At 54.8% G+C, this 21,140-nt stretch carries 13 protein-coding genes; 3 read left to right on the top strand and 10 right to left on the bottom strand.

All coding sequences use genetic code 11. The features are described from left to right. Nucleotides 1-6: 6 nt before the first annotated feature. Nucleotides 7-4,674: a YadA-like family protein gene (locus OR573_02695; GenBank protein ID XGA80586.1), complete on the bottom strand. Its 4,668-nt coding sequence runs from the start codon at nt 4,672-4,674 to the stop codon at nt 7-9. A 27-nt stretch (nt 4,675-4,701) separates the two neighbouring features. Further along, nucleotides 4,702-9,360: an ESPR-type extended signal peptide-containing protein gene (locus OR573_02690; protein ID XGA80585.1), complete on the bottom strand. Its 4,659-nt coding sequence runs from the start codon at nt 9,358-9,360 to the stop codon at nt 4,702-4,704. A gap of 1,160 nt (nt 9,361-10,520) precedes the next feature. Between OR573_02690 and OR573_02685 the strand changes: the two genes are divergently transcribed. Then, nucleotides 10,521-11,270 carry a response regulator transcription factor gene (locus tag OR573_02685; protein ID XGA80584.1) on the top strand — a complete coding sequence of 250 codons (750 nt, stop codon included), beginning with the start codon at nt 10,521-10,523 and terminating at the stop codon, nt 11,268-11,270. 117 nt (nt 11,271-11,387) lie between these two features. On the opposite strand, the gene OR573_02680 is transcribed toward OR573_02685, so the two are convergent. The 3 genes from OR573_02680 to dapA all read right to left on the bottom strand — a co-directional run bounded on the left by OR573_02680 (nt 11,388) and on the right by dapA (nt 14,194). After that, nucleotides 11,388-12,104 (bottom strand): phosphoribosylaminoimidazolesuccinocarboxamide synthase, encoded by a 717-nt coding sequence (locus OR573_02680; GenBank protein XGA80583.1) that lies wholly within the window; start codon nt 12,102-12,104, stop codon nt 11,388-11,390. Nucleotides 12,105-12,219: 115 nt separating this feature from the next. Next, the gene (bamC, locus tag OR573_02675) at nt 12,220-13,209 is read right to left on the bottom strand and encodes an outer membrane protein assembly factor BamC (GenBank protein XGA81650.1); all 990 of its coding nucleotides are present in this window, start codon (nt 13,207-13,209) and stop codon (nt 12,220-12,222) included. An 82-nt stretch (nt 13,210-13,291) separates the two neighbouring features. Continuing rightward, nucleotides 13,292-14,194 (bottom strand): 4-hydroxy-tetrahydrodipicolinate synthase, encoded by a 903-nt coding sequence (gene dapA, locus OR573_02670; GenBank protein XGA80582.1) that lies wholly within the window; start codon nt 14,192-14,194, stop codon nt 13,292-13,294. A 342-nt stretch (nt 14,195-14,536) separates the two neighbouring features. Here dapA and OR573_02665 point away from each other — a divergent pair, with 342 nt between their 5' ends. After that, nucleotides 14,537-15,013 (top strand): peroxiredoxin, encoded by a 477-nt coding sequence (locus OR573_02665; GenBank protein ID XGA80581.1) that lies wholly within the window; start codon nt 14,537-14,539, stop codon nt 15,011-15,013. Between the two features lie 56 nt (nt 15,014-15,069). Here the strand turns inward: OR573_02665 and OR573_02660 are convergent, their stop codons facing one another. Continuing rightward, nucleotides 15,070-16,173 (bottom strand): AI-2E family transporter, encoded by a 1,104-nt coding sequence (locus OR573_02660; GenBank protein ID XGA80580.1) that lies wholly within the window; start codon nt 16,171-16,173, stop codon nt 15,070-15,072. Beyond that, complete coding sequence (locus OR573_02655) at nt 16,170-16,448, bottom strand: sulfurtransferase TusA family protein (protein XGA80579.1); 279 nt, start codon at nt 16,446-16,448, stop codon at nt 16,170-16,172. The genes OR573_02660 and OR573_02655 overlap by 4 nt, the downstream gene beginning before the upstream one ends. Nucleotides 16,449-16,673: 225 nt before the next feature. Between OR573_02655 and OR573_02650 the strand changes: the two genes are divergently transcribed. Beyond that, nucleotides 16,674-18,134: a M48 family metalloprotease gene (locus tag OR573_02650; protein ID XGA80578.1), complete on the top strand. Its 1,461-nt coding sequence runs from the start codon at nt 16,674-16,676 to the stop codon at nt 18,132-18,134. A gap of 112 nt (nt 18,135-18,246) precedes the next feature. Here OR573_02650 and nadA read toward each other — a convergent pair whose 3' ends face one another. The 3 genes from nadA to OR573_02635 all read right to left on the bottom strand — a co-directional run bounded on the left by nadA (nt 18,247) and on the right by OR573_02635 (nt 21,090). Next, complete coding sequence (gene nadA, locus OR573_02645; GenBank protein XGA81649.1) at nt 18,247-19,275, bottom strand: quinolinate synthase NadA; 1,029 nt, start codon at nt 19,273-19,275, stop codon at nt 18,247-18,249. A gap of 232 nt (nt 19,276-19,507) precedes the next feature. Beyond that, nucleotides 19,508-20,629 (bottom strand): GGDEF domain-containing protein, encoded by a 1,122-nt coding sequence (locus tag OR573_02640; protein ID XGA80577.1) that lies wholly within the window; start codon nt 20,627-20,629, stop codon nt 19,508-19,510. After that, nucleotides 20,626-21,090: a hypothetical protein gene (locus tag OR573_02635; GenBank protein ID XGA80576.1), complete on the bottom strand. Its 465-nt coding sequence runs from the start codon at nt 21,088-21,090 to the stop codon at nt 20,626-20,628. Before OR573_02635 ends, OR573_02640 begins: the two co-directional genes overlap by 4 nt. Between the last annotated feature and the right edge of the window lie 50 nt (nt 21,091-21,140).

Below are 21,140 nucleotides of genomic sequence, written 5' to 3'. Positions count from 1 at the left end.
TTAGGGTTAATCAATCACACCTGAAATACCCAGACCAATGGTTGCACCTGCTCGTGAGCCTGAGATACCGGCATTCAGGCTCCAGCGGCCGTTATCAGCAGTGCGGCGGAAGTTAACGCCAACGGCGCTTTCGCCATTGTGATGACCACCCCCGACATGATAAGTGAGCTTGCCAGGCACATAAGGAGCATTGCCCATAGCCGCGACCGAGGCAATACCTGCGCTGGCATCCCGAGCCACATCATCAATGCGGTTATGCACATCGCCAATTTCCTGGGCGAAGCGCTGGCCCAAAGCGTTCATCTGGCCAACATTCACTGCATCACCCGCGTTCACGCCGGGCGCCACGTTGGTGATGGTGGTGCCATTGGCATCAAAGCCATCCACCGTCATGCTTGGGCCATCCTGAATGCGCACCCCTTCATTGCTGACAGTGGTATTGCCTGCGGTGACGCTATCCACATCCAGCTCACGGTTGAGCATAACCTGCACGCCGTTGCCGGTGGTGCGGGTAGTGATGTTGTTATCACCGGTAATTGCCACGGTATCACCCAGCTTGCGATTGACGGTATCCCCCTGGTCGGCGCCAAAGTTCATGCCCTTATCCACGGTGCTGCCAATTTCAGCGATGTTATCGCGGTTGGTGCCGATATCCCGTGTATTGCCGTCAATCCGAGAACGGTTATCGGCAATATCGCCTGAGTTGCCCGCGATGTTGCTGGTGTTGCCTGCAATCTGACTGGTATTACCTGCAATATCAGCGGTGTTGCCAGCTACGTTCTGGTTGGTGCCATGCAGCTGGCCGCCAGTGACCGCATCTGAACTATCCGGGGTGATACTCGCAGGCGCCACATTGGTGAGCTTAGTGCCGCCCTCGTCGCCACCCAGTGCTACAGTGTTTTTATCAATATTGCCTTGGTCATCCTTGGCGTAGGTAACCGCATCCGGGCCGCTGCCTGGCAGGGTGCCAGTCACGGTTTCGCTTACCTCACCCAGATCACCTTCTACCTGGGTCAGGCGTTCATCAAAGCGGTTGGCAAACGCGTACAGCTGGCTGCCGTTGATGGCATCGGTGCTGGTCTCGCTGATACGCCCTGCTGCCAGATTGGTGATGGTGCGTTCTGCCCCTGGGCTGCCAATACTGACGGTAGCCAGCGGCGTGGTGCCTGCAAAGGTGTAGGTGTTATCACCAATGGTGACGGTCTCAGTGCCAACCGGTGCGCTGGTAATGGCATTTTCACCTAATGCCACACTGCCTTGATGTTCTGCCATGGCCTTGTAGCCCAGCGCCAGGGCGTTAGTGGCTGTGGCGCGAGCTTCATAACCTACCGCCGTGGAGCCTTCACCCACAGCAAAGGCATCGCTAACCGGGTCTTCTCCTTGGTCGTTGGTGCGTACATAGCGAATACCCAAGCCGCCTTCAGTGTTGTTGATATCACCGGCGAGCTGGTGCAGCTGGCCGCCGTTGATGGCATCAGTGCTGCCTTCGCTGATATCCCCAGCGCCTACACCGGTGATCAGGGTGTTGCCGTTTTCATCCACATTGCCAGCATCCATAGTGACGCTGCCTACTTCCAGCTTGGTGAAGCTGAGTTCATCGGCAGTATCCACAGTGTAGATGGTCTGGCCTTCTTCACCGATACGGTCGGCCACTGTGATGTTGTTGCTAGGGCCTGCTTCCACCTCGGTTTTGGCAGCCGCTACTTCAGAGCCCAGATCACTGGCCACGTTCTTGAGGTCACCGGCATTGATGGCATTGCCAAGGGCATCGCCTTCGATATCCTGAACTGGTGTTTCACCCAGGCCACTGGCCAGGTTGGTGATGGGTTGGCCACCCATATCGATACCGGTGTTGCTTAACGCTGGGCCGTCGGTAATCGCCACTTCTTCCAGGCCGCTGAGTTTGCTGGCCAGAGTGATCTCTATCTTGCCATCATCCTGTTTGCCGGTCTGAGCCACATTGATGTTGGCATCGCCGCTGAAGCTGACTTTGCCATCTGGGCCGATATTGGCTTCATTACTACCATCGGTCAGGTTCCAACCGGCATTGGCGGTATTGCTGACCAGCTGCAGCTGCTCTTCCGTAGCGGCGCGGCCTGCTTCACCGAAGGTTTCACCTTCAAGGTCGGTGTTGGTGAGGCCGGTGATGGTGCCCGTATTACCGTCGATGGCGATATCATTAATTCCGCCAACACCGGCTACGTTTATGGTGCCTGCTCCCACTGTGGTGGTCGGGTCATTGGTACTCAACCCTCCCACTGTGACCCCGCTGCTGTCCAGGGTGGTGATGCCGCCCAGGCCGTCATCCGCCTTGACCTCGTCCACCGTGATGTTGGCGGCCAGGTCGTAGACGATCTCGTTGTCGCGCACCGTGGCGACCAGGTTGCTGTCGTCGTTGGTGTAGTTAACGGTCTCGCCGAGTTTGACGGTGTCGTTACTATCACCGCCCAGATCCTGATTATCCGCGGTGATCTTGAACCCGGTATCGGTCAGGTCCGTGGCCACCTGATCCACCTGCCCTTCGGTCGCGGCCCGGTCGGCCACCACGTTGGTGGGGTCGTAGGTGGTGTTGGTCAGCCCGGTGATCTCACCGGCTGTGCCGTCGACCTCGACGGGGTTGGTGCTGCCCACGGTCAGGCTATCCCCGGTCAGGCGGCTGGTGTTACCGGCAGCGTCGGTGACGGTGGTGCCGGTGGCGCCGTAGACGCTGTTATTACCGGCAGCATCGGTGACATCCGTGCCATCGGCGCTGGCCACGGTGGTGTTGCCGCTGCCGTCGGCGTAGGTGGTGTCACCGGCGGTAGTCGTGGTGGTCTGAGTACCGTCAGTGACGGTGACCCCGCTGCTGTCCAGGGTGGTGATGCCGCCCAGGCCATCATCCGCCTTGACCTCGTCCACTGTGATGTTGGCGGCCAGGTCGTAGACGATCTCGTTGTCGCGCACCGTGGCGACCAGGTTGCTGTCGTCGTTGGTGTAGTTAACGGTCTCGCCGAGTTTGACGGTGTCGTTACTATCACCGCCCAGATCCTGATTATCCGCGGTGATCTTGAACCCGGTATCGGTCAGGTCCGTGGCCACCTGATCCACCTGCCCTTCGGTCGCGGCCCGATCGGCCACCACGTTGGTGGGGTCGTAGGTGGTGTTGGTCAGCCCGGTGATGGTGCCATTGCCTGCGGTATTGACGGCGACAGTGCCAAAGGTTGGCTGGTCGGTCATGGCAATCTGCAGCGTATCGGTGCCGGAGGCATCGACACTGAGGTTGCTGTTGCCGCTGCCATCCGCCACGTCTTCTATGGTCAGCGTTTCACCCAGATCACGCTGCAGGGTGTTGCCCTCCCCGTCGCTGAAGCTCATGCCCAGCGTGGTCAGGTCGGTTTCAACCTGATCAAGCTGGCCACCGTTCACCGCATCGGTGCTGCCAGGGGCAACATCGCCAGCGGCAAGGCCGGTGATCTTGTCACCATTCATGTCGATACCGCTATCATTCAGCGTTGGGCCATCGGTGATGGCCACTTCTTCCAGGTCACTGAGCTTGCTGGCCAGTTTGATTTCCAGCGTATCAGCGCCGTTGGCTTCCACACCGATGTTGCCGGTGGTCAGGGTGCCGGTAGCACCACCGGTAACATTCAGCGTCTCGCCCAGTTTGCGGTCAACCTTGACCGGCCCGTTGTCACCGATGAACGTCAGCGGTGAAGTGGCCTGGGTGTTAACGATATCCAGCTGTTCTTCCGTCGCGGCGCGGCCAGTGCATATGGCAAAGTTGGCGGCGGTCAACGTCTGGTTGGTCAGCCCGGTGATGGTGCCATTGCCTGCAGTATTGACGGCGACAGTGCCAAAGGTTGGCTGGTCGGTCATGGCAATCTGCAGCGTATCGGTGCCGGAGGCATCGACACTGAGGTTGCTGTTGCCGCTGGCATCGGCCACGTCTTCTATGGTCAGTGTTTCGCCCAGATCACGCTGCAGGGTGTTGCCTTCTCCATCGCTGAAGTTCATGCCCAGCGTGGTCAGGCCGGTTTCAACCTGGTCAAGCTGGCCACCGTTCACCGCATCGGTGCTGCCGGGGGCAACATCGCCCGCCGCCACGTTGGTGATCTTCTGGTTGTTGGCGTCAATACCACCGGAGGCCGTCATGCTCGGGCCGCCGGTGATAGCCACACCATCATTATTGACCGTGGTATTGCCCGTCTGGACGCTGCCGTTGGTGCCTAGATCAACGCTTTCTGCCAGTTTGATTTCCAGCGTATCCGTGCCGTTAGCTTCGACACCGATGTTGCCGGTGGTCAGGGTACCAGTGGCGCCGCCGGTAACATTCAGTGTCTCGCCCAGTTTGCGGTCAACCTTAACCGGCCCGTTGTCACCGATGAACGTCAGCGGTGAAGTGGCCTGGGTGTTAACGATAGCCAGCTGTTCTTCCGTCGCGGCACGAGTGGATATGCCAAACGTCGGGTCGCTGAGATCCGTGTTGGTCAGCCCGGTGATGGTGCCATTGCCTGCAGTATTGACGGCGACAGTGCCAAAGGTTGGCTGGTCGGTCATGGCAATCTGCAGCGTATCGGTGCCGGAGGCATCGACACTGAGGTTGCTGTTGCCGCTGCCATCCGCCACGTCTTCTATGGTCAGCGTTTCACCCAGATCACGCTGCAGGGTGTTGCCCTCCCCGTCGCTGAAGCTCATGCCCAGCGTGGTCAGGCCGGTTTCAACCTAGTCGAGCTGGTCGCCATTCACCGCATCGGTGCTGCCAGGGGCAACATCGCCAGCGGCAAGGCCGGTGATCTTGTCACCATTCATGTCGATACCGCTATCATTCAGCGTTGGGCCATCGGTGATGGCCACTTCTTCCAGGTCACTGAGCTTGCTGGCCAGTTTGATTTCCAGCGTATCCGTGCCGTTGGCTTCCACACCGATGTTGCCGGTGGTTAGCGTGCCGGTGGCGCCGCCGGTAACATTCAGTGTCTCGCCCAGTTTGCGGTCAACCTTAACCGGCCCGTTGTCACCGATGAACGTCAGCGGTGAAGTGGCCTGGGTGTTAACGATGTCCAGCTGTTCTTCCGTCGCGGCACGAGTGGATATGCCAAACGTCGGGTCGCTGAGATCCGTGTTGGTCAACCCGGTGATAGTGCCATTGCCTGCGGTATTGACGGCGACAGTGCCAAAGGTTGGCTGGTCGGTCATGGCAATCTGCAGCGTATCGGTGCCGGAGGCATCGACACTGAGGTTGCTGTTGCCGCTGGCATCGGCCACGTCTTCTATGGTCAGTGTTTCGCCCAGATCACGCTGCAGGGTGTTGCCTTCTCCATCGCTGAAGTTCATGCCCAGCGTGGTCAGGCCGGTTTCAACCTGGTCAAGCTGGCCACCGTTCACCGCATCGGTGCTGCCGGGGGCAACATCGCCCGCCGCCACGTTGGTGATCTTCTGGTTGTTGGCGTCAATACCACCGGAGGCCGTCATGCTCGGGCCGCCAGTAATGGTCACACCATCGTTATTGAGCGTGCTGTTGCCTGCGGTCACACTGGTAACATCGATAGTAGCAGCCAGGTCATAGACGATCTCGTTGTCGCGTACCGTGGCAACTAAGTTGCTGTCGTCGTTAGTGAAATTGACTGTTTCTCCCAACTTAACGGTGTCGTTTGTACCGTTGTCAGCGGAGAGGTTAAAACCTGTATCCACAACACTGAATAGCTGGCTGCCATTGATGGCATCGGTGCTAGTATTGGTGATGCGCCCGGCTGCGACGTTGGTGATCTGGCGTTCGTCACCTGCGCTGCCCACACTCACCACACTGGTAGGCGCGGTGCCCGCAAAGCCGCTATAGGTCGTGCCCCCAACGGTGGCACTGGTAACCGGGTTTGCTGTAGAGGTTTGGGAACCGCTACCTAACGCGACATCGCCTTCACTGGCAGTTGCCTGAGCACCGCTACCCAAGGCCACTGCATAGTCGAGGCTGGCATTGGCGCCCACTGAAGCAGCCGATCCGTAGCCACCAATAGCAATGGCGCCGGTACCGTTGGCACTGGCAGCATCCGCTGCGGTACCACCGCCCAGCGCAATGGCACCTTGGCCGGAGGCCGCTGTGCCACGGCCAACGGCAGTGGTGTAAGTGTTTTTAGCGGTTGAGTCGGCACCGAGGGCCAGGCTGTTTGTGCCGGTAGCATTCGATGTTTCACCCAAAGCAAAGCTGTTGGCCCCCTGGGCGGTAGCTGAATAACCGATGGCAGTAGAGCCATTTCCAGCCGCAGAAGAAGAGTCTCCCAATGCAGTTGCATTATCGCCTGCAGCAAAGGCATTTGGCCCAGCAGCCATAGCGTTGACACCAGTAGCACCATCATTATTGACGTTACTGCCTGCACCAGTATCGGTACTGTTAACGCTGTAGTATTCCACAGCGTCACCGAAGTTGAAGTTCTTCAGTTGACCAAAGTTAACTGCCTGATCGTCAGTTACCGCATCATCAACATTTGAAATTGGCGAGCCACCTGCATCGATGCCCGTGCTGCTAACGCTTGGCCCGCCTGCAATGGTCAGGCTACCATCGGCACCAAGATTGACATCCTTGGCTAACTTGATGGTTAGCGTATCCGTGCCGTTGCCTTCGACACCGATATTGCCGGTGGTCAATGCACTTGTGGGGTTGCCTTCAATACCTAATGTTTCCCCCAGCTTGCGGTTCACATCTGTGCCAGCATCACCAGAGAAAGTCAGCGGAATATTTTCCACCGCAATTAACTGGCTGACGTTGACCGCATCATCAAGCGCAGTACCTGCTGCCACACTGGTGATCTGGCGGCTACCCACATCCACGGCAGCATTGGCCGCAACCGTTGTACCGATGTTACCGGCATCTGTCGCTGTGGCATTATTCGGTATATAACCAAGGATGCTAGCCGGTGTATCTGCCGTTGAGTTGGAGCCCAACGCAACGCTATCTTCCAACTCCGCCGTTGCGAAAGCGCCCAACGCAGTCGATCTGACCTCTTCTGCAGTACTTTCTGCACCCGATGCAAGCGAGCGTACTTCCAAAGCATAGGCACCTCGACCAACGGCAGTGGAAGATAAACCCAGTGCATCTGCGGTGCCTAATGCCAGTGCATCTTCGGCTTTGGCTTCGGCCTCATGCCCTCCTGCAAACGATTGCAGGCCTGTGGCAAAAGCTTCTTGCCCAATGACAACCGCATCTTTTGCTGATGCGGTGTTGTCGTTACCAATAATATAGCTGCCATCAGCGGCATCACTCATGACATTGTTACTGCCAAAAATACCCGCGTTATCGGCAGCAATTGGATCAGCGCTTGTGCCGTTATTATTGCCGTAAACGTATGTTTCATTCCCTGATACAACATTCGGGTCACCGATAGCACCCGAGTTGTTGCCTGAAACATTGTTGTTGTAGCCAATACTGATGCTCTGTTCACCAGAGGCAATAGCACCCGTTCCCATGGCAAGCGAGTCCGCACCGCTTGCATTTGATTCAAGACCCACGGCAATCGCATTGGCATTGGATGCATTGGCACTCGTGCCCATGGCGACTGATTGGGTGCCCGATGCAGTAGATAAAAGCCCCAATGCAATGGCCTTGTCTGCTTGTGATTTGGCTAGTGCACCAATAGCGATGGAATTCAGCTGTTGCGCTTCGGAGTTCGCCCCTTGCGCCAATGACCCCTGACCGGTTGCCTGAGCTGCAACACCAAAGGCAGAAGCATTATCACCTTTTGATTTTGCACCAAGCCCTACGGCTGTCGAAACTACACCCTCTGCTTCAGCTCTTACGCCAACTGCCATTGCGCCAGGAGCTTGGGCACCCTCGTTCATATAATTAATTTCAGTATTAGTGCCTTGAACACTGAAGAAATGGGTTTCCGTTGCTTTTAATTGAGCAACGTTAACGGCATCGCTATTCTGAGTGCCTGCAGCGACGCTGGTGATCTGGCGACTGCCGACATCGACAGCCGCACGCGATGCTTGTGTATTTTGCACTGCCTTTGTGTCGAGAGTACTGGCCCACGCAGGCGCATAGCCGTTTATGCCACTGGCAGTGGTTGCCTGAGAGCCGAAGCCTAGCGCTACGCCACCTGCTTCCGTCACATTGGCGTTATTACCCAGCACCATGGCGTTGCCAACATCAATATTGTTGTTGTTACCAACAATTCGAGTGCCATCAGCGCCAGCGGCGATAGTGTTGTCATTGCCGAAAGCACCGGCGTTATCCGCTGCAATGGTGTTATTGTTACCGGTTGCATAGGAAGCTGCGCCGGTAATTGTATTCGGGTCACCAAATGCACCCGAGTTGTTGCCTGAAACATTGTTTTGGTAGCCAATGCTGATACTTTGTTCGCCGGAGGCCACAGCACCATTACCCAGGGCAAGCGAGTCCGAGCCACTTGCATTCGAGTTAAGGCCCACGGCAACAGCATTGGCATTGGATGCATTGGCACTACGCCCTATAGCAACAGAAAAATCCCCTTGAGCTCGTGCAAAACGCCCATAAGACGCAGCCCCTTCGGCAGTTGCCTCTGCGTTCAACCCTGAAGCAACAGCACCAATTTCAGTAGCTTGTGAACTGGAACCTGTTGCAATCGCACCATTTCCTGATGCTGCTGATTTGCTGCCTATTGAAATCGCGGCTGAGTTAGAGGCGTTTGATTGAAACCCTAAGGCAACAGATCTAGCTCCAGTTGCACTGGCTTCTCGACCAAAAGCAGAAGCTTCGTTAGCGCCCGCCGTCGCATTAGAGCCAACTGCAGTGGCTCGGAGGAAGTTAGCTGTGGTTCTCTGGTGCTCATGGGTACCAATGGCAATCGAGAAATTACCCAGCGCCTCACTGCCTGCACCAATGGCAACAGAGGGTTGATTTTCAGCCCCCCGTGCAAGGTAACCAATAGCCACACCGCCATAGGTTTTTGAATCATGCCCAATGGCTACACCAGCCTGATCAGTTCCGCCTCCGTTATTTACAAATGTTGCAAAGGAATTGGTGCCGATGGCAACTGCGTTAGTGGTGCTGGCTGACGCACCAGCATTCTGGCCAATACCAATGGCTCCTTTATCACAAGCTTCTGCTCCATTACCAATCGCAATACGGTTAGTACTACCGTTTGGGTTACCAGCTATGCAATCATCCCCTCCCCATTGTTCGGCCGCCTGAATAGTGGGAATCGATAGCAGGCTCCCTCCAGTGGCTAACACCACCGAAAGTGCCAGAGGTCTGAGCAATACCGGCACAAGGTTATGACCTGGTTTTGACAGCTGACCCACCTGCCCCTGTCGGCTTCCAGCTCCCACTTTGTGCTGAGAACCTGCTGCCTCCGATGCCACCACCAGACGACCTAATGTACGATTCCAGATAAGACGAAATACGTTATTCATGGTGCTTGCTCCCATGCTTTTGCAGAGCGGATGCGGGAATTTTTCCCGCTACCGATATTCTTGTGTTGGAAACATCACGATTCAGCCAAGCAAACAAAACATTCAAAAAACCTGAACTGATCGCAATATTTTTTTCTTAGCAAGATACATGGCAGCAAAATCAAACATACACAATTGCATGCAATCATTGTTAATAATAAATCCCTAATTCATGGGACCCTTAACTATTAACTATTGTGAAACTATGTTTTTTAATGCGGAATTGATTTAAATAGTTTCAATCAGGCACAAAAATAAAAACCTCGGCAGGCAAATCAGGTGATAAAACATTAAAAAAAGCCAGCACCACAGAAAAATGGGCTGGCTTTTTTATAATTATCAAACCATTAGGGTCTATTGACGTTTCATCACTGCCGCAACAGAGACCCTTTTAGTACAGAGCAAGGCGTGAGGAACGCGGTTGGGTGGTTCCCAATTAGAAACGAAAAATGTAGGGCTGTGCCAAAAGGGCCCTGTTACCTCGGGTTGCGCGATGAAATGTCAACAGACCTAGGCTTCCATATACGTCAACAGGCCCTAGATAATTAGAAAAAATTTAATTTTAACTTTTGTAAAAAACTCACCCTATTGCGTTTCAAAATCAAACAGGCTGATCTGGATTTAATATAAGCCTGCTATCAAAAAAAATAACTAACACATTGTTAAAATTACTTTTTTTACATTCATCACTCACCGTAGACAGTGCGCACCCGCTAAAATAGAAGAGCACAACAAGGCAAAATCAACACTGGCGCTAATGAACACAAAGGTGTATTTTAACAAAAATATTTAAATTGATTTATTAAGAATCAAAAATATAAAAAATGTTACGCAACGGTGACTCATCTGGAAATGCGGCAAAAAATAATTTATAAGAAGCTGATATTTATAGATTTTATGCTTTCTCAAGCTTGTCGTTTACCTTCTAAATCGCAAAATAAACTAGTATCTAATTTAGCAATGAACATAATTAGATTATCAAGGTCGGATTAAGACCTTGATTGTCATCCGCTAAATTGCGGCGGATACCAGCAAGAGGACTTTAGAACGCATAATGTGTGCTCGCGTGAAGGCAAGACAGGCGCGCACAGCTTTCATCAGACTGACCTGGAAACAAACCTATGCGCATTGCAGTTGTAGAAGATGACACGGTAGTGCTTGAGCGCATCAACAAGGCGCTACTTGATGGCTTCGAGGAGAGAGGCATCCAAGCCAATATCACATCGTTTGAATCCGGCAAGGATTTCATTCGGATTGCCAGCCGCGAGACGTTCGATCTGGTATTTCTGGACTGGCACCTGCCTGACGGTACCGGCATTGGCCTGCTTGACTGGATGAAGAAATACCTGGAAGCCCTGCCCGCTGTTTTGATGGTGACTCAACGCCAGGAAGAGAGCGATATCATTGAGGCTCTCAATGCCGGGGCAGATGATTTTATCAGCAAGCCTTTCCGTCCGCGTGAGTTGGCAGCCCGTGCGTTTGCTGCCATTCGTCGCCGTTCGTTGCGTACCTCCGCCACTGCCCAGCAGAGCGAGTTGGAATTCGGGCGTATCAAGCTCAATTCCAACCGTGAAGTGGCCTATGTGGAAGGCGAGGAAGTCGCGCTGACGCGCCAGGAATTCCGCTTGGCCTACTTGTTGCTCAACCAGTTGGGCAGCCCGCTTTCCCGTTCTTACCTGTATGAATATGTCTGGGGTCGCAGCAACGATCCGAACACGCGCACACTGGATGTGCATATCCATAGGGTACGTAAAAAGCTGAAGCTGACTGCCGAGAATGGCTGGAATCTGGTTTCTGTTTACGGCTACGGGTATCGCCTGCAAACCGTTGATGAACCTGAAGAAGCCGTAATCGCACGCAAGGAAGGCTAGGCGGCGCATTGGCAGTGAGCACCAATGCCTCTCTTAAAACGCAAAACACCCGTGATCGCTGCTGAAGCGATCACGGGTGTTTTATTGACAAACGTTTATATTATTCTGAAAGGCGAACTATTCGGGAAAGTGAATTCCGATGCGCCGACCCACTTCTTCGTAGGCTTCGATCACGCCACCCAACCCCTGGCGGAAGCGGTCCTTATCCATTTTTTCACGCGTCTTGGCATCCCACAGGCGGCAACCATCCGGTGAAAACTCATCGCCTAGAATCACCTGACCCTTGAAAATACCAAACTCCAGCTTGTAATCCACCAGCAGCATGTCGCCTTCAGCAAATAGCTGCTTAAGTACATGGTTGACCTTGAAGGTCAGTGACTTCATTTTGCTTAACTGCTCTGGTGTTGCCCAACCAAATGTTTCAGCCAAAGACTCGTTGATCATGGGGTCGCCTTTCTCGTCGTTCTTGAGAAACAGCTCAAACGTCGGTGGCGTGAGGGTCATACCTTCCTCCACGCCAAGGCGCTTGACCAGACCACCTGTCGCCACGTTACGAATAACGCACTCGACCGGGATCATTTCCATCCGCTTGACCAGGCTTTCTGTGTCAGAAAGGCGTTTTTCAAAGTGAGTAGGAATACCCGCATCTTCCAGACGCGCCATGATGAAGGCATTAAAGACGTTATTCACCATGCCTTTGCGCGCCAGAGATTCTTTCTTTTTGCCGTCAAAGGCACTGGTGTCATCACGAAAGTGCATGATCAGCAGATCAGGATCGTCAGTGGTATAAACGGATTTTGCCTTGCCGGCATAAAGCTCTTGGCGCTTTTCCATGGGAACTCCGAGGCGGGACATATGGGGGGTTACGGTAAAAATTCAAACGGCAAATGACAGCTAATGCCATTTGCCGGTCAGTTTATCTCAACTGGGTGTGAATGCTAGCGCTGGATCAGCGTAGATAGCCAGCAATGCGTTCCAGCAGTTCACGCTGGTCATCTGCTGTAAAATCACGCTCACTGGCATTGATTGCACGCAATACGGTTTCATCCCCGTTCTCGTTCAGCTCCAGACGAATTTCCTGGGACGTCTGGCGAACATCCGGACTGAAGACAATCTCCAGAGGGTTACGATTACGTTCACTAAGAGTCATGTAGTTCACCAGGAAGGAGTAGTCATTGACGTTGGCCTCCAGAAGGTTACGCTCCCCTTCCACAGTGAAATCCTGTTCGATGAAATGCTTGATTTCGGCCCACACCCGCTCAACCGACTGGGGGATCACCACTTCCCAGCGCTCTCCTTGCTGGCGAAAAGCCAGGGCGTCATTTTCATTCATACGCTGCGCCTGCCAGGAAGCAGCACTGGTGCTATTACTGGCGCTGGCACTGCGGCCTTCAAAATAGCTTTGCAAGGCATCCAGGCAGTCACTGGAAGATCGCCCGCCCTGTTCACAGCGGAGTTCACTGCTGCCAGCACGCAGTGCACGTTGCAAACGGAACTGGCCCTGGTCGGTATCGACACGGCCACGGTTGGCATCCACCGCTGTGACATTCAGGCCACGGCTGCGAATAAAGCCTTCCAGCTGTGGCCAGACATCAGCTGGCGCTGCATTGACGACCAGCCAGGCCTGGTCACCGACTTCGCGGCGCTCCACAAACTCTGGCTCCATGCTGCTACCCACCCGCATGGCCTGCGGGGGGCGCACATCCGCTGCCTCTTCAACGCCACCCAGCATGTCGGCCCGGGGGATGGGCAGCGCATCACCATAGCGCCTGGGGTCTCGCGTGTCCGGGAGCATCAAGGGTTCACCCAGCTCGATATCGGCGTAGTCCAGATTACGGTCATGGTAGAAACCATCGCGCGCGCAGCCTGACACCACCAGGGCGGTTGCCAGCGCTAGCGGAATCCATTTAAGCGCACGTTTTTCAAGCACAGAACTCATCATGCCACCTTCACGTTTGACAAAAGGGCCGAACACCAACTTCTATGCACTGGCGAATGCAGAGAGGCTGGTGTCGCTCAACTTATTTTCTTTCAATAACGTTTTCTTCAATAACGCCGGCCAGCTGAAGGGCTTCACTGACCGTGGCGTGGTATTTTTCCGACAGCCAGGTTAGCGGCAGGCGGATACCTGCGTCGGCATAACCCATGCGGTTCAGTGCCCATTTGACCGGTATCGGATTGGACTCAATCCCCAGGTTGGTATGCAGCGGCATCAGGCGTGTATTGATCTGGTGAGCCTTGTCGGCATCACCGGCCACGGCGGCGGCACATAATTCATGCATGGCTCTCGGCGCCACATTGGCGGTGACCGAGATATCGCCGTGCCCACCCATCAGCATGAAGTCACAGGCCGTGGCGTCATCACCGGAGTAAAGCATGAAATCGCTGCCCTTGAGGCGGGTGATCAGATCTTCTGCGCGTTCAAGATTGCCAGTGGCATCTTTCAGGCCAACGATGTTGTCAAGCTCCGCCAGGCGCAGCACGGTTTCATTATACAGATCAGCCACGGTCCGGCCCGGCACGTTATACAGGATTACCGGCAGTTTGCTGCCTTCCGCCACGGCCTTGAAATGCTGATACAGACCTTCCTGGGTCGGCTTGTTGTAGTACGGGCAAACTGACAGGCAGTAATCCGCCCCCACTTCACCGGCATAGCGCGCCAGCTCAACGGCTTCTGACGTGGCATTGGCGCCGGTGCCGGCAATCACCGGAATGCGGCCGTTAACCTCTTCGACAATGCTGCGAATCACATCGAAGTGCTCGGCAAACGACATGGTGGTGGGTTCACCCGTGGTACCCGCTGCCACGATGGCGTCAGTGCCGTTTTCCAGATGGAAGTTCACCAGACGACGAAGCGCCTCCCAGTCGATGTCGCCATTGACCTTCATCGGCGTCGCGAGGGCGACAATGCTGCCTGTGATCATCCGTTTATTCCTCAACTACAAAAGTTATGAGAGCGTCACGCGTGACGGGCTGTAATGGATTATCCTGCTGCGTCTCTCAGGAACGTCAGCCGTTCGAAACATCCACAAGATAAACCTTGAATGGTACTCAGGCGACCTCAACGTGTACAGCACAAAACACGCACCTCGTCGTTGAGCTATTATCTTTGAACGCCCTTGAGCCGCTATATTTGAACCGTCTTAACTGAATCGTTCAATTCTAACCGTATTTTGACCCTGGCAGACGGGCATTGCATCTATATCATCAGCCACAATCTGTTGTAGGCTTGTGTTTTTGTTACGCGCTTACACAAGGAGTCAGGCATGGGTGTCACATTAGGTCAGCCAGTGGATGATTTTACTGCCCAGGCAACGGGCGATAATACCGTTACCCTTTCCGAACTGCGTGGCCAGCAGGTAGTGGTCTATTTCTACCCCAAGGCAAGCACCCCGGGCTGCACCACTGAAGGCGGCGATTTCCGTGATCGTAAACCTCAGTTTGATGCGGCCAATACCGTCATCCTGGGTGTTTCCCGTGATGGCATCCGCGCTCAGGAAAACTTCAAGGCCAAGCAGGATTTCAACTTTGAGCTGATTTCCGACAAGGATGAAACCCTGTGCCAACTGTTCGATGTGATCAAGTTGAAAAAGATGTATGGCAAGGAGCACCTGGGGATTGAGCGCAGCACCTTCCTGATTGATAGCGAGGGTAAACTGGCCCAAGAGTGGCGTGGCGTCAAGGTGCCGGGCCATGTGGATGAGGTGCTGGCAGCGGCTCAGGCCCTACATTCAGGCACCTGATCAACTGACACCCGGCCGCATATTGGCAATCACTCGCGGCCGGATGCTCTTCAATATTACACGGGCGCTGAGTCTGTCACCGCTGCGCGTTCAGCGTCTCTTTCCTGCAGTCCTCGCGGCCAGGCAAACACCAGGGCCTTAAGCAGCGTAGCGAGCGGGATGGCAAAGAAAATCCCCCAGAACCCCCAGATACCGCCAAAAAACAGCACCGCGACGATAATCGATACAGGGTGGAGATTAACCGCTTCCGAAAACAGCACCGGCACCAGGACATTACCATCCAGCGCCTGGATAATCCCGTAGGCAACCAGCACATAGGCAAACTGATCACTGATGCCAAAATGAAAGCCCGCCACCGCCGCGACTGGAAGCGTCGCCACGGCCGCGCCGATGTATGGCACCAGCACGGAAAAACCTACCAGCACCGCCAGCAATGCCGAATACGGCAGGCCAAAAAAGGCGAAGGTAAAAAATGCCACGCTGCCGACGATAATAATCTCGATAAATTTACCACGGATATAGTTGGCAATCTGGGCATCCATTTCCTCCCAGATACGCGTCAGCAGCTTGCGCTTTTGCGGCAGTAGTGAAAGCGTAAAGCCCACTAATACCTCGCGATCCTTGAGCATGAAAAAGACCAGAATCGGCACCAATACCAGGTAAATGATCAGCGCCATGATATTACCCAGCGAGGCTAGCGAAAGCGTGATGGCACGCTGACCCAGCTGGCTGATTTCACGGCTGGCAACGCCGATCCAGCTCTGCATCTGGTCGGGGGTAATCAGGTTGGGATAGCGCGCCTGCAGCTCATCAAGCCAGCTCTGGCCGCTGGCAAACATGCGCGGCGTTTCCTGAACCAGACTGACCATCTGATTCCAGATCAGCGGCATCAGGATAAAGGCCATGGTTAACAGCACGCTAATAAAGGCCATAAATACAATGATCACCGCCATCAATTGCGGCACATGGCGGCGGGTCAGGGCACTGACCGCGCCTTGCAGCAGGAAAGCGATCACCAGTGCGGTCAAAAATGGCGCCAGCATACGGCCAAGCCAGATAATTGCGGCAAACCCAGCTACCAGCACCAACAGCAATGTCAGCGCTTCCTCATCGGATAGATAACGCTCTACCCAGCCTTTCAGAATTGTGCGCATGGTCATGTAGCGCGGCTCCCTGCCTTGCGAATCCAGTAGTAGTAGACATCCTCACGCTGCTCCCGCGCTTCCAGCACGTGGTCGCTCTGCTCGGTAAAGGAGGCCATATCCCGCCAGGAACCGGCATCCGTCGAGCGCACCTCAAGCAACTGCCCGGCACTTAGTCCGGCCAGCGCCTGTTTGGCTTTCAGCAGAGGGAGTGGGCAGTGCAGTCCACAGGCATCCAGCGTGGTATCCGGCATCAGGCTCCCGGTAGACTCAGTTATCGGCTGATCAGACATCTTTCCCCCTCAGGTTGACCTGAAAAAACTGTATTAACGCATTATTGTGACATATTAGTGATTATGGCATTGAAGCATTAGTGCGGTTATCAAGCTATGTTAGTCATGTTGCGATGGCCGTTAGCATTGTACGATGATTATCGCGGTTCAGATATCCGCTGATTTAACGGCACTTCCCCCGTTGAAGCCAAGAAAAGGAACGTCATGCTAACTAAAGAGGATATCATGCTACGCTTTCGTTGCTTCCGTACTCGCTGGCTGTGCATCGTCACCCTGGCCCTCGGCAGCTATACCGCCAGCAGCCACAGCGTTGCACAAAACGACCCGCTACTGCCGACCCTGCGTTCGAGCAGTGAGGTGGTGAGCAACGAAGAAATTCGCCTGGGCCAGGCCTGGCTTCGCCAGTTTCGTGCCCGGGTGCCGCAGTGGCAGGATCCCATCAGCCACTATTATCTGGATCGCCTGATTGCGCGACTGGCGCCCTATAGCCAGATCGGCGGGCTCAGCACCCAAACGCTCATTGTCGATAGCCCGTCTTTGAATGCCTTTGCGGTGCCAGGCGGCATTATTGGTGTGAATACCGGCTTATTTGCTTTTGCGGCGGATGAAGGCGCATTTGCCTCAGTGCTGGCCCATGAGATGGGACACCTTTCCCAGCGCCATTATGCGCGTGGTAGTGCCCGCGCGGAACAGAATCAGCTGCCCGCCATGGCCGGAATGCTGGCAGGCCTGCTGCTAGCTGCCAGCGGTGCGGGCGAAGCCGGCATGGCCGCCGCCATGGGCTCCCAGGCCGCCGTGATTCAGGATCAGCTGGCCTATTCACGGCGCTTTGAAGAAGAGGCCGACAGAGTAGGTTTACAGACCCTGGCAGCAGCAGGCTACGACCCCGAAGCCATGGTGCGGATGTTTCGTGCCATGCTCAACATGGCCCGCCTGCAGGGCAACACGCCGCCTGAGTTTCTGCTCACTCACCCGATCACTGACAGCCGCTTGAGCGACACCCAGGCCCGCGCCGCCCAGTTGGAAGTCAGCAATCGCCGCGATAACAACCTGCTGTACGGCATGATGCGCGGGCGTGCCCTCTTGCATATTCATGCCAACAACCCCCAAGACGCCTTGACTCGCCTGAAGGCAGAGACCCCGGACCCGGATGCCGTTATCTATCTGGAGGCACTGATCATGGCGGAGAATGGCCAGACCGATCAGGCGCTTCAGGCACTTGATCGCCTGGCGCGCCAACACCCGGATTTCACCGCCCTGCCCGCTTCCGCCGCCAACGTTGCCTTTGAAGCCCGCCGCTATGCAGAGGCCATTTCACGCAGTCAGCGGCTATTACGCTTGGTGCCTAACTACCTGCCTGCGCAGCTGATCATGGCCGAAGCTCAGCTGCAGCGCGACCCGCAGACAGCCTTCGCGCAGTTACGTGATATCACCACGAACCACCCCGACACCCCCTATGCCTTTAATCTGTTGGCGGATGCCGCAGGCAGAAGTGGCCACAATGGTTGGGGGCATCTGGCCCGGGCTGAATACCTACAGCTGACCGGACGGGTGGATCGCAGCATCCAACAATTGGCGATTGCCCGCGATGCCGCTGAACAGGAAGGCGATAACAATCTACTGGGCCGCATCGCCCAGCGCAGAGACGCCTTTATTGACTACCGGGAGGCACTGGATAAATTCTGAGTAAGGTGTTTTTGAGTAAAGTGCTCTGAGTGACGTGCTCATAGAAAAACGGCCACTGTCCAGCAGTGGCCGTTAGAGAAGATTGACAACAAGCAATGCCAGCCTTGTTATATCAGGCCTTGAAGTTAAGCATACGCTCCAAAGGCTTGAGCGCTTTTAAACGCAGGGCATGACTGACCAGCACTTCACCGCTGCCGTTGCGCAAAGCACCCGCCAAGTTATCCAGCGCGTTCATTGCCATCCACGGGCAGTGGGCGCAGCTGCGACAGGTAGCCCCGTTACCCGCAGTAGGCGCCTCAAACAGGGCTTTTTCGGGTACGGCCTGTTGCATCTTGAAAAAGATACCTCGGTCTGTGGCCACAATCAGCTTGTCATTGGGCAGGGTTTGCGCTGCCTTGATCAGCTGGGAAGTAGAGCCCGCCACATCCGCCAGCTTCACTACGGCTTCAGGTGATTCCGGGTGTACCAGTACCGCCGCATCCGGGTGAAGCCGCTTGAGGTCTTCAACCCCTTTGGCCTTGAACTCTTCATGCACGATGCAGGCGCCATCCCACATCAGCATATCAGCGCCCGTCTTCTTCTGAATGTAGCTCCCCAGGTGCTTATCCGGCGCCCAGAGAATTTTCTCCCCTTTGGCCTGCAGGTGCTCAATTACCTCAACTGCAATGGAGGAGGTCACCACCCAGTCTGCCCGAGCTTTCACCGCTGCAGAGGTATTGGCGTAGACCACCACGGTACGCTCCGGGTGCTGATCGCAGAAGGCACTGAACTCATCTGCCGGGCAGCCGATATCCAGCGAGCAGGTCGCTTCCAGCGTGGGCATCAGCACGCGCTTATCGGGAGATAGAATCTTGGCGGTTTCACCCATGAAGCGCACACCCGCCACCACCAGGGTAGTAGCATCATGGTTAGCGCCAAAGCGCGCCATTTCGAGGGAATCCGCCACACAGCCGCCGGTTTCTTCGGCCAGTTGTTGAATGGCATCATCGGTATAGTAGTGCGCCACCAGCACGGAATTATGTGCCTTGAGGAGCTGCTTGATTTCAGCGACTCGCGCCTGATCTTGCGCAGGAATCCGTGTAGGGCAATATGCCCTGGGAAGCGATGTTTCCAACGCTGCCTGAGAAGTCATAATCGTCATCGTGTCTACCACTGTGACAAACAGGGAATCCCCCTGTTGAAACCAATCATGCTGGGTGTCATCCACACCCGGCATGCCCGGGTGGCAGGGCATTGCGTCTATCGCGCTGCACTGCCGATCATCTAGTTCAACACTGTCTAGAATAAATTCAATAATAACCTATTCTGGTAGAAAATAGCCGTTTTGTGCAAGCAAAATGTCACCCAGCCGTCATACATTGATCAGCTTGAACTTATCCCGTTTCAACCCTATTACGGCCCTTGGTTTTAGCCTGGTAAAGCGCCTGATCAGCGCGGGCATAAAGATGTTTGAAATCAAGATCGCTCTGCCAGGCGGTGGCTACGCCCAGGCTGACGGTAATCGAGGTGGGGATACCCAGCTGTTGCTGTGTCAAGCTGGCCACTTCCATACGTATGCGTTCTGCCAACTCACAGGCACCGTCAGCGTCTGTATCCGGCATTAACAGACAGAACTCTTCACCCCCCATGCGAGCCAGCACATCCGCCGCGCGGATTTCATCTTTCAACGCCCTGGCAAACATCTGCAGCACCCGGTCACCAGCAGGGTGGCCGAAGGTGTCATTCACCTGCTTGAAATGATCGATATCCAGAAGCACCAGACTTAGCGGACGCCCACTGCGCTGGCTTTGCTGGCAAAGGCTGTCGGTAAAGTTCAGCAGGTAGCGGCGATTCCCCAGCCCTGTCAGCTCATCTACCTGGCTGAGTTGTGTGATTTTTTGATGCTCGCGATTCAGCTTGCGTAACGCCAATGACAGCCCTACTACCAACAACAGGATAACGAATACAAGCAGTGCTATCGTCAGCGCCAGACGTTCCATAATGATTCGCTGCTCGCCAGCTTTTGAATGCACCAGATCGCTGAGCTCGCTATAGGCTTTCGCCAAGTCATTTTCAATCATGAAACCCAATGCTAGACGCTCCCTATGAGAGACGTCTGAATTCGGCTGGCTGACCTGTCGCAGTTCAAGCAGCGCGTTTTTTACATCGTTTAGACGGTTAACAGACGGTGCATAATCTTCTATTTTGAGCTGGCTAGCTCTCAAACTAGAACCAACGACATCAATATGCTTGGGAATTCGCCACAGCAGATTATTTAGCCGTTCATTCAGTATATGATCTTGCGGGCGCTCACGCAGTGCATAAAGGGTATGGCGCAGTAAGACGGCGTGTGACTGTGGCCTGACAACCTGAGCTGCCAAGGCCGTATAATTAGCCCCCAGGTGCTGACGGGCCTGAAAGATGTAAAGCATCGCTGCCAAAGCGCAGATGCCACCCAACAAGGTAAACCCCAGCACTATCTGACAGCCTAGCGCCCGATTGAAGTACAGCTTCATTGAATATGGATATTTTTAATTGACCACACCCAATCCATCATACTTGCTTTACCCAATTCAACGGCTTCGGCATCAGCCGGAATAATCAGCATGCTGGGCCCTAACGTTTCCAACGTAAGAGGCTCACCATCCAGCCGTGTCGCCAATAGGTAGCGTCGTTCTTGGCGGTCATCGGGCGTGATGAAAACGGTGTAATCGTCATGGGCGATAAAGCGCAGTGTTGCTGTCTCATCAATTCCCTCTGCCGCCATTAGATCTTCCAGCCATACGCCAGAAAAGCTTCCTTGGGAGCCTTCGAAATGCTTCAGGTTGGATTCATAAAGCGGCAAGGATTCAATATCGGCACGGCTGAGGGTACGCCGCTCTTCCAGACCTAACAGCGTTAGGATAGGCGTTTGATCCTGCGAGGCAGATAGCTCGCTGGGCATGACCTCAGCGGCCTGAACAGGTAATAAAAACACACTGGCCGCGAAGACAAGTACACTAAATATCCGAGAACACAAATAGATCA

The sequence above is a fragment of the Halomonas sp. CH40 genome, assembly GCA_041875495.1.
Taxonomy (GTDB): Bacteria; Pseudomonadota; Gammaproteobacteria; order Pseudomonadales; family Halomonadaceae; genus Vreelandella.
This window is presented reverse-complemented; position numbering and strand designations above follow the sequence as displayed.